We start from the raw sequence: 9,864 nt of genomic DNA, 5'->3' as shown, positions 1-9,864 counted from the left end.
GTTATAGTGCTTGGGGCTGGCACGCACCCCAAGGTATGAACTTTAACGCTCCCTAATAACGAAAGCCGGGACTTACTTAGCTATTTCGGGATTTCTCCAGAAATGTCTAGGATTTTAGTAAGTCCCCATTAGAACCGACTGGTTAGACATAGTTTAGTCGATCGCGTAAGTCTCAGCAAATCTTTTACAAAAATTACTTCAGATTAACTAAGTCAAAATTACCTATCATCTTCTCTTCTCTTCCTTCGCGTCTTCGCGGTTCGTTCCATAAATACTATTGCCAAACAAATCAACGGTATAATATTAGTGAGTTTTGAGGAAAGCCGCCATGTTAGATTACAAATTTCCGAGGCACTGGCCCTCAGCCGATGAACTACCAGACTCAGATGAAACGCCTGTGGATAACGAACTGCAAGAATTAATACCAGGGTTGTTAAAAGCAATATTGCTCATACTTTGGGCAGAACGGATGGACTGGTTTTTTGGCATAGATATGGGTATTTATCATCACCCTGACGAACCGCCCCTTGTCCCAGATGCTTTCTTAAGTTTAGGAGTAGAACGATTTTACGACGAAGAATTGCGCCCCAGTTACGTGCTGTGGGATGAAAATGTCATGCCACTTTTCGTGCTAGAAGTTGTTTCCCCAACTTATCGCAAGGAATACAGCACAAAATTAGACACTTATCAAGCTTTAGGCGTACTTTATTACGTCATTTATTCTTCCCGCCGCCGTCGTAAACCTCATTTGGAAGTACACAAGTTAGTCAATGGGAAGTACGAGTTACAGTCAGGAAATCCAGTTTGGATGCCTGAAATTGGTTTGGGGATTGGTTGTGAAAGGGGAAGTTATTCTGGGGTGACAAGGGAGTGGTTGTATTGGTACGATGCCGATGGAAAACGTTATCTGACTCCTGAAGAACAGGTGAAAGAATCAGCGCAGCGCGCCCAACAGGAATCCCAGCGCGCCCAACAGGAATCCCAGCGCGCCCAACAGGAATCCCAGCGCGCCCAACAGGAATCGCAACGCGCCGATCGACTGGCCCAACGTTCCGATCGACTAGCTCAGCGATTGCGGGAGTTGGGGATAGATCCTGATAATCTGGGCTGATGGCAATCAAGAGTACCAGACTGACGGACTCTGGACGCTCAGCAACCGGGTTTTTCAACGCCCGATCGATCGTCCTCAACGAAAGATTTTCTGGGAAAAACCCGGTTGCTGCCTCCAGAAATGTGTGAATATTTATCGCAAGAAGCAGGAAATATCGAGCTAGATTTGGGAAAAACAGAGAGTTGGACGGCAAACATTGAGATCCAGCTCGAAAACATGAAAATTAGGAGACGTTCTTAAATAATGGTCATGGATGTGCGTTCTTACGATGTCATCTGTTTTGGTGATGAAGTTCCAGGAGTTCTAGCTGTTATCTCTGCCGCCAGAGAATATCTTCGCCGAACAAAGCGTTATCCGCGAATTCTATTGATGTCTAAAGCAAGCTTGCAAGAAGGAATTGGCGGGCATTTGGTAAGAGGCGGTCTTGCTTATTTAGATAGAAGTCAGATTAGTGAAGAACTTCAACAATCTTTAAAGTTAGATACCTTTGGTTCACCGGCGACAATCTATAAAGAATTCTTACAAAAATCCGGCGTTAAGGCAATTGCACTCGACCCCCGCAAAGCCAGTGCAGCGCTGAAAGAAATGCTGGTACAAGCTGGGGCTGATCTCCTCAGCAAAGTAGAAATTAAATCAGTCAGTAAAGAAGGTCAAAAAATTGCCAGTATAACCACCTCTAAAGGCGTAGTTTATGCCGGCAAGCAATTTATTGATGCCACTGTCAATGCCGAATTAGCTCAAGCTGCCGGTGTGAGAAAGCTGAAGGGATTTGAAACATTTGGTCTGCCTAATTCAGAACTTCCAGTCACCCTCGTTTTTGAAACCCAAGGACTCAGTGCAAGAGCACTGAAAGAATTCGATTATATTTATCTAAAACGCTTTACCAACCTGGCCGATGCAGAGAGTCAAAAATTTTTGCTGTACGCTGCCGGCAAGGATGCCAAACTAGCAGAAGAGCTTCGGCGGGAAATGAGGGACACTCAAGGCAATCTCAAAACTCTGTGGGCGGGTAACGATTACATCGATGTTCGCGCACCGGCTCTGTCTGTAGCTTACCACTCATTTAGAGGAAGAAAACTATCTTTTTCTGAAACTGGCATAATTTTAGATGAGGGAAATATAGCAATACTTCCAAATGACCGACTTTCGTGGAATGCGCTTTTATTTGCAGTCACAGCCAGCGAAGCCGAAGCCTTAGCTAGAAGCGGGAGCAAACCCACGGCTAATATGCAAAGAGAGATGTTATTTATTACAACTTGGCTGAGGAGTTTGGGGGCTACTTCTGTTACTTATGCCTCAGAACTTTATATCAGACACGCTGGCAATGTGACAGGAGTTGTAGAACCTTTAACTGGCGCACAAATGCTGTTAGGTGGCGTACCTGCTAATGAGGCACTGGCAACATTTAGCTATCATTTTGATGTCCGCGGAGGCATTCCGGGTATTGGCGAGAAAGCAAACAGTCTAGGATGGTTGAAAAGTCTGAGTTTTAAACAGCCTATCTTTAATATTGGCATCCGCCACGCATTAATTAAAAACGTTCCTAACCTGGCAGTAGTCAGTCCGTGTTCGGGATTTGAAGGGTTAGCCTGTTCTGTGGGCAGAATTGTTGAATTCAACGCCGCAGTTGGTCAAGGTGTGGGTATCGCTGCAATTAATGCCATTCTAAATAACAAAAATCTAGCCGATGTATCTAACCGAGAAGTGAGACAAGTTCTCGCCCAAACAGGCCAGTTACCTAAAATTTTTGGAGTTCCAAATAATGGTGATGGAATGCTATTGGCGCAATTTGAGAATCTTGTCACTTCGGATGCTATTGCATAATCTCAATCCCGGTTGCACTCCTCATGATTATTGATTGTTGACTAAGCTGTTGTGGCATTTAAATTGTATGTCAAAAAATAATCAAACTTTTTTGGGGTGTCCCACCCGCCCTGAATATACAATTTAAATGCTCAACTGTATTAGCCTACTCGTTAACAACCAATCCTTACTTCTTCTGCGGGCACTTCGGATGAATCCCCCCCTGCAAACAAATGTAAGCAATTTGACTTTTATCTAAATTCTTAGCCTCCGCAAAATCAACTCCTAGGAATCGACCGGATTTACTACCAGTCGGATTTTGAATAAATTGATCCGAAGCTGCCTTCCCCAGAAACACAGCGCCTTTAAAATCCGCTCCCGCTAAATTCGCGCCCCTAAAATCAACCGAACTCACCTCTGCATTGCGAAAATTCGCATCTTGCAACCGAGCATCTTTTAAATTCACGTTGGCGAGTTTAGTCGAAGTCAAATCGGCATTTTGTAAGTTTGCGCCGCTCAAATCAGCACCGGACAAATCAGCACCTTGCCATTCCGATTTAGACAAATTTGTCAAGGACAACTGAGCGCCTTGAGCCTTCACTTTGCCCAAACGCGCACCCGACAAATCCGCTCGCGACAAATTCGCGCTTCCTATATCTGCCCCGGTAAAACTTGCATTTTTTAACAGTGCTTCCTGCAAATTTGCTCCAATTAAAATAGCACTGCTGAAATTAGCTGAGTTCAAATTGCCGTTTGACAAATTAGCTTTGTTCATGACAGCGCGCACAAAAGTAGTGCGGTTCATTACAGCACTGTTCAAAGACGCCCCGACCAAATTTACTCCTTCCAAATTAGCGCCGCTCAAGTCAGAAATCCAATCGTCAAAGGTAGCCGGACGCCTGTCTTCGCCGGTGCCGTAAAAGCGAGTTCCCTGCAAGCTGGCATTGGTTAAATTGGCATTTCTCAACTTAATTCCCGACAAGTCAACTTTGTTTAAAACTAAAGTAAACTGAGATGGGCCGGCAGGACTTTGAGCTAAATCCGTGCGGCTGAGATCCGCGCCGTTGAGCTGGCTGCTATACACTGTGAGAATTTTGCCGATCGCCCTTTGTACTGTTCGCTGGCGGGCGGCCGCTAACTCGCGTTCGGGGGCCTTGCCGCCAAACCGCAGGGAATCGAGGTCGTTGCTGAGGGCCTGATTCAACCGCTGCAACTCAGGCAAAGCTTTCGGGCCACTACTGACTAAAGCTTGCTGGATCGCGTCCAGCATAGCGCGGTTGTCTTCTTGAGCGAGCAAATCCGCTAGCAAAGGTACGGCGCGGGAGTCTTCCACGGCCCCCAAAGCCAAAATGGCCGATCGCCTGCCGGATGCCCCGCTAGCCGATGTGGGAGACAATTTGCTGACTAAAGCTACAAATAATTCGTCGTTCCGCTGCCGGGAATCCCGCATATTTGCTTGACTTTGAGTGTAGATGAGAGTGCCGACAAACAAAGTTAAAATCAATCCCGCGCTGCCGATGATAACTATCACTAAAGTTGTGCCTGGGTGTTGGCGCATCCAATTCCACAAACTGGCATTTGTTTTCAGCCCGCTTTGTGGAGTCACAACCAAAGCCGCAATCTGCGCGTCTTCCTCAGTCCAATCTGGACTCTTGACAGGATTGTCAGACAGTTGATTCGATCGAGCATTGACGACCAAAGTATTCGCGAGGCGATCGTGTCCCGCTTGCCGTTTGTAGCGCAATGCAACCGCGCCGTCTGCGAGCACTGCCAAGCCGCTGAGCCCCCCTAAAATCAGCAAATCAGGAAACGCTCCCGTCAAGCGCCAAATGCCGTAAGCGACGCCCAGAGGCACTCCCCAGCGCCCCAAACTTTCGCGAATTAGCACTTGCCCAAAACCCGGAGGAGTACCCGACGCTGTGACAACTTTGACCCCGAACCAGCGTTTGGGGAGAGTTTGACCGGTTCTGGCGAGCAAAAACAGTTGCCACCCCGCTAAAACTGCCGGTGCCAGCAGTGCCCCTGACCAGAATAGATTAGTTAGGGGTGCGACTCTTGGATTGCGATCGCGCACGGGTATGCCCAAGGTACGGGCGACGGTTTCGGATGCTGCTGCTACTGAGGAATTGAGCGGCACGGTTTGAGATTCCTGGTTGACTAATGCCCCGATACTGAAGGGAACGAGGGCGCTGGCCGCAATTAACGAAATTTCCACTGCCCAAGCGCCGCACCTGCGAACCAGCAGTGGCATTTGCTTGGATTGTGTTTGCCAAGACGGATCGGGTTGATTGATGCCGCTGGGCGCGGTGGGATTAGCCATATTTATAATTTCCTATTGTTAGTCGTTAGTTGGAGGAATCAGGAGATATTGCCAATTTATCAGAAATTTGGGTTTAAAACCCCGTCGTTGGCTTGACGGCTTTCTATTGGATGAGCGTGAATTTACGCTTGGCAAAGCAACCCCAAACCAGGTTATAATTAAGTTGTCAGGGTGAAACTCCATTGCCATCGTGAAACAGTTGAGACACACTTTCAGGCATAAATTTAGGGGCAAAGAGCGGCGAAAACTCGCTATACAGCTAGGGATAAAAAAAATAATATCCCAATACCAGAGAACCCAATACTTTGTTGACTACTGAAGTAAGGCGGGGCACGCCTGAACTCTAGGTTCATATCCTAGTACGCTTGGGGAGATAGACCCTCTGGGATTAACTAAGTTAAGCTCGTCAATTGGTGGTATTCCACGGTTGAAAGGTTTAAGTATTGCCGTAAGGATAGTGAGTAGTAAGGTCAGTCGTGGAGCCAAGAATCACCTCGCCTTTAGGACGGTCGGTGAGTGTCAAACGCTATGTAGATTAGCACTCCGAGAACGGCAAGAGTCATCAGGGCGGAAATTAGCTTTACGATGCTATTGAAGACTGTCAGGACAATTATCGCTGCGACGGCAAAGGCTGCCACCTGCCCGGGTTTGGGGAGTCTTTGAAACTGGTCCAGTAATTGATTGTATAAGGTTCCGAGGGCTTGATAGCTGTCTGAATTTTGTGTGATGAGTGGCGATCGTTCTACTTTAGCTTTTAGTTCTCCGAACGCTTGTTGCCAATTGAAGTTATTTTGAGGATTCATAAAAAAATTCGGAAGTTATTTTAGATTAATGTGTTTGGAACCGCCATTATCCCCTACCGTCAAAGAACTAGAACCAAATGCCATTGTGTGAGGAAACATGAAGATCCATTATCCGGGCGATCGCGGCAAACTGTGGTTTAGCCCGATCGTCACCCTAGCCTTGGCAATGATTTTAGCGGATGCCGGTGCCCTTCGGAGCCAACCGCTACAAATTGCTCCGGGATTTCCCGAACCGCTGGGAGTTTCTGGAGTTTCCGGCGGCCCGAACAATAGCGGCGACTGCGGTTTTGTGTCCCAAGCACCGAACCACGTCATCGAAGTAACGCAGGATTTGCCTTACTGGCGGATTGCAGTACAAACCGCTGGAGCTCCGAGTTTGATGATTCAGGGGCCGAGGGGGCGTTTCTGCGTGCTGCCGGCGAATGCTGCTGCGGGGAATGTAGAATTTTCCGGCTATGGGGACAAGGGGACTTATGTTATTTTTGTGGGCGATCGATCTCAAGGTCAACACCCTTACTCTCTCTCTATTTCCCAAAAGCGAAATTAAAAATACAACGGAATTAGGAGGCTTGCTGTGAGAAAATGGCTTTTTGGCGATCGTAAATAAGCCGGATTTCTGACAGCAAGTGCGTGGACTAAGCTGTTGCACATTTAAACTGTGAACTAAAATTTGATAAAGTTCGTGTGTGGAGTAGGGGTTGGGCCAGAAAGCCCGCACAAAAAATACGATTTAGATGCAGAACAGCTTAGGGATTTCATATCAACTTTGTATTTGGTCTTTCACCCACTTGCGAAACAATCTGAGAGTTTGACTCGTACCCACTGTTTGGCTTTGTTCGCAATATTGAGAAATAGCTTCAATAATTGGCAGATTGGGAAAGGTCGGACTCATTTCTGCTTCAACATATTTCCCATCTTGAAGCACATTAATCTGAAGCTTTTTATTTTCATAGCGCCAGATTTCAGGTACTCCCAAAGCTTCGTAAGCATCGAGTTGAGTTTTGGAAGTTAGATCGACTTCAATTGCTAAGTCAGGCGGCGGATCGACAGTTAAGTCGATCCGCTTTTTACCAATCATTAGAGCATAATTCTGAATGTAAAAGCAGTTGTCAGGTTCAATTCCTTGTAACATACTTTTTCGCTTGAAAGTCGTAGAACCAAAACATTCTCGCTCAATTTCAAGTTCTTCGAGTAATATTTTCACCATATCGCCAATGATTTCCTTATTAAATTCATGTTCTGGTAGTGGCATCCTAATCTCCAAAGTTCCTTGACTGTAAGCTATTCTAGACCCACGGTGTTCTCCCAACTCTTCTAAAATTGCTTCAAATTCCTGCCAGTTGACATCATCTAACAGCACTCTATGTCCAGGTGGTACAATGATTTGCCTTAATTGCAGCGTTACCATTTGAATCTCCGATTTATTTAAGTTTATGATAACTTGTCTGTATCGGTAATTGGGCATTGGGAAACAGTCAGCTTTGTAGTGAGGACTTCAGTGATCAAAGCCTGATTTGTTCTCTAACCCACTTGCGAAACAATCTGAGAGTTTGACTCGTACCCACTGTTTGGCTTTGTTCGCAATATTGAGAAATAGCTTCAATAATTGGCAGATTGGGAAAGGTCGGGCTAATTTCAGATTCAACATATTTCCCATCTTGAAGCACATTAATCTGAAGCTTTTTATTTTCATAGCGCCAGATTTCAGGTACTCCCAAAGCTTCGTAAGCATCGAGTTGAGTTTTGGAAGTTAGATCGACTTCAATTGCTAAGTCAGGCGGCGGATCGACAGTTAAGTCGATCCGCTTTTTACCAATCATTAGAGCATAATTCTGAATGTAAAAACATTCATCAGGTTCAATTCCTTGTAACATACTTTTTCGCTTGAAAGTCGTCGAACCAAATGGTTCAAATTCGATTTCTAGTTCCTCAAACAGAATTTTCACTAAATAGCCAATAATGATTTTAGCTTTCTCATGTTCTGGTAGTGGCATCCTAATCTCCAAAGTTCCTTGACTGTAAGCTATTCTAGAGCCACGGTGTTCTCCCAACTCTTCTAAAATTGCTTCAAATTCCTGCCAGTTGACATCATTGAACAGCACTCTATGTCCAGGGGGTACAATGATTTGTCTTAATTGCAGCGTTACCATTTCAACCTCCGATTTATTTAAGTTTATTATAACTGATACAATCTTTTAAGTTGAGGTGCACACGGCGTCGCCTCAACTTAATTTACTGGTAACTATCGCCCAAAATCGAGCTGTCTAATCTGCGTTTTTTTGCTGGCTGTAAAGTTCCTTAAACTTGCGCTGCTGCTCGTTGTGATCTACGATCGGAGAGGGATAATGAAGAAGTCGGCGTTCTAAAGGCGAAATATTTCCTGTTAGCAAAAGTTTAGTATCAACGCGGCGCAATTCTGGAACCCAGTGCCGAATATATTCCCCTTCCGGGTCGAATTTTTGAGCTTGACTCGCCGGATTGAATATTCGCAAAGGTTTCGGGTCCATACCGCTTGATGCACTCCACTGCCAGCCGCCGTTGTTAGCAGAAAGGTCGGCATCTATCAATTTTTGCATGAAGTATTTTTCACCCCACTGCCAGTTAATAATTAAATCTTTGGTGAGGAAACTGGCGACTATCATGCGGCAGCGATTGTGCATCCAAGCTGTCTGATTTAACTGCCGCATTGCTGCATCGATAATAGGATAGCCAGTTTTGCCTTTACACCAAGCTTGAAAGAGCTTTTCATCGTTCTCCCAAGGAAAGTCTTTGAATGCTTGACGGTAGGGGCCGTCTGCTAATTCTGGGAAATTATACATGGCGTGTTGGTAAAATTCCCGCCACGCTATTTCCTGTTGCCAAGTGCGGATGCTTGTAGACGCTTCTTCGCTGCGGCAAGTGTCCATTACTATCTGAGTAGCTTGCCAAACTGTGCGGATGCCTATTGCACCAAATTTGAGGGCTGCGCTGAGTTGGGATGTGCCGTTAATGGCGGGGAAATTGCGCTGTTCTTGATATTGGTAAATTGCCCGATCGCAAAATTCTTCTAATTTTTGTTGCGCTGCATCTTCTCCGGGTTCTATTACTAATGGATTTTCCCAAATAAATCCCAAACTAAAGGCAGTTGGCACTGTTTCCATTGCACCTGCTTCGTTTGCGATTGCTTGTTCTTCGGCGGTTAAGCCTGTCATTAATTCCAGATAAGTTATCGGCAGTGTCTCTACTGGTTGGGCTTTAGGTTTACTGTTCCATTTTTTCCAAAATGGTGTATAAACTGTGTAGGGAGTCCCTGTACCGCTGCGAATTTCATCTGGGGCGTGCAGGAGTTGATCCCAGAAATTTTGAACTTGAATTCCTGCTTGTTGGAGGGCGTTTGATACGGACTGATCGCGCTGTTTTGCGTAGGGTTCTACATCCCAGTTCCAAAATACTGCTTGAGCATTTATAGCTGTTGCTAATCTCGGTATTCCTAGGATCGGGTCATCTTGAATGATCAGCAATTGGCTGCCTGCTTCCCTGTAACGCGAGGAGAGTTTTTGCAAGCAGCCGATCATGTATGTGACTCTGGCTGGCGCTACGTCATCCTGATTTAGGATATTGCGATCGAGACAAAAAATTCCGACTACTTTCGGGCTTTGCTGGCGCGCTGCTGCCAGTCCGATGTTGTCAGAAATACGCAAGTCGCGGCGGTGCCAAAATAAAATTAGATTGGATATATCGGACATTCGATTTTAGATTTTAGATTTTAGATTTTAGATTTTACTGTTCTGGACACAAGCGGGTTCAAAAACCCGGTTTCTAAGTTAAGATTTATCGGTTTGATGCAC

9 protein-coding genes are annotated in these 9,864 nt (G+C 45.7%); 4 read left to right on the top strand and 5 right to left on the bottom strand.

The window, feature by feature from the left end:
• Positions 1-328 precede the first annotated feature (328 nt).
• The 3 genes from QUB10_RS23105 to QUB10_RS23095 all read left to right on the top strand — a co-directional run bounded on the left by QUB10_RS23105 (position 329) and on the right by QUB10_RS23095 (position 2,935).
• A complete protein-coding gene (locus QUB10_RS23105) occupies positions 329-1,111 on the top strand; it encodes a Uma2 family endonuclease (protein WP_333205602.1) in 783 nt (260 codons plus the stop codon).
• 105 nt (positions 1,112-1,216) lie between these two features.
• Positions 1,217-1,351 carry a hypothetical protein gene (locus tag QUB10_RS23100; RefSeq protein WP_333205601.1) on the top strand — a complete coding sequence of 45 codons (135 nt, stop codon included), beginning with the start codon at positions 1,217-1,219 and terminating at the stop codon, positions 1,349-1,351.
• A 9-nt stretch (positions 1,352-1,360) separates the two neighbouring features.
• Complete coding sequence (locus QUB10_RS23095; protein ID WP_333205600.1) at positions 1,361-2,935, top strand: FAD-dependent oxidoreductase; 1,575 nt, start codon at positions 1,361-1,363, stop codon at positions 2,933-2,935.
• Between the two features lie 166 nt (positions 2,936-3,101).
• On the opposite strand, the gene QUB10_RS23090 is transcribed toward QUB10_RS23095, so the two are convergent.
• Positions 3,102-5,234 (bottom strand): pentapeptide repeat-containing protein, encoded by a 2,133-nt coding sequence (locus QUB10_RS23090; protein WP_333205599.1) that lies wholly within the window; start codon positions 5,232-5,234, stop codon positions 3,102-3,104.
• 500 nt (positions 5,235-5,734) lie between these two features.
• Positions 5,735-6,037, bottom strand: a complete 303-nt coding sequence (locus QUB10_RS23085) for a hypothetical protein (protein WP_333205598.1) — start codon at positions 6,035-6,037, stop codon at positions 5,735-5,737.
• A 97-nt stretch (positions 6,038-6,134) separates the two neighbouring features.
• On the opposite strand from QUB10_RS23085, the gene QUB10_RS23080 reads away from it, so the two are divergent.
• Positions 6,135-6,584, top strand: a complete 450-nt coding sequence (locus tag QUB10_RS23080) for a hypothetical protein (protein ID WP_333205597.1) — start codon at positions 6,135-6,137, stop codon at positions 6,582-6,584.
• A 213-nt stretch (positions 6,585-6,797) separates the two neighbouring features.
• Here QUB10_RS23080 and QUB10_RS23075 read toward each other — a convergent pair whose 3' ends face one another.
• The 3 genes from QUB10_RS23075 to QUB10_RS23065 all read right to left on the bottom strand — a co-directional run bounded on the left by QUB10_RS23075 (position 6,798) and on the right by QUB10_RS23065 (position 9,753).
• On the bottom strand, positions 6,798-7,445 hold the full coding sequence (locus tag QUB10_RS23075; protein WP_333205596.1) for a Uma2 family endonuclease: 648 nt from the start codon (positions 7,443-7,445) through the stop codon (positions 6,798-6,800).
• Positions 7,446-7,539: 94 nt separating this feature from the next.
• Positions 7,540-8,187, bottom strand: a complete 648-nt coding sequence (locus QUB10_RS23070; RefSeq protein ID WP_333205595.1) for a Uma2 family endonuclease — start codon at positions 8,185-8,187, stop codon at positions 7,540-7,542.
• 114 nt (positions 8,188-8,301) lie between these two features.
• Positions 8,302-9,753, bottom strand: a complete 1,452-nt coding sequence (locus tag QUB10_RS23065; RefSeq protein WP_333205605.1) for an FAD-binding domain-containing protein — start codon at positions 9,751-9,753, stop codon at positions 8,302-8,304.
• Between the last annotated feature and the right edge of the window lie 111 nt (positions 9,754-9,864).

Source organism: Microcoleus sp. B5-D4 (assembly GCF_036705145.1).
GTDB lineage: Bacteria > Cyanobacteriota > Cyanobacteriia > Cyanobacteriales > Microcoleaceae > Microcoleus.
This window is presented reverse-complemented; position numbering and strand designations above follow the sequence as displayed.

Bases quoted from the DNA above. Each gene is read 5' to 3' on its own strand.
- QUB10_RS23105 (WP_333205602.1), top strand. From the start codon at position 329: ATGTTAGATTACAAATTTCCGAGGCACTGGCCCTCAGCCGATGAACTA.
- QUB10_RS23095 (WP_333205600.1), top strand. From the start codon at position 1,361: ATGGATGTGCGTTCTTACGATGTCATCTGTTTTGGTGATGAAGTTCCA.
- QUB10_RS23090 (WP_333205599.1), bottom strand. From the start codon at position 5,234: ATGGCTAATCCCACCGCGCCCAGCGGCATCAATCAACCCGATCCGTCT.
- QUB10_RS23085 (WP_333205598.1), bottom strand. From the start codon at position 6,037: ATGAATCCTCAAAATAACTTCAATTGGCAACAAGCGTTCGGAGAACTA.
- QUB10_RS23080 (WP_333205597.1), top strand. From the start codon at position 6,135: ATGAAGATCCATTATCCGGGCGATCGCGGCAAACTGTGGTTTAGCCCG.
- QUB10_RS23075 (WP_333205596.1), bottom strand. From the start codon at position 7,445: ATGGTAACGCTGCAATTAAGGCAAATCATTGTACCACCTGGACATAGA.
- QUB10_RS23070 (WP_333205595.1), bottom strand. From the start codon at position 8,187: ATGGTAACGCTGCAATTAAGACAAATCATTGTACCCCCTGGACATAGA.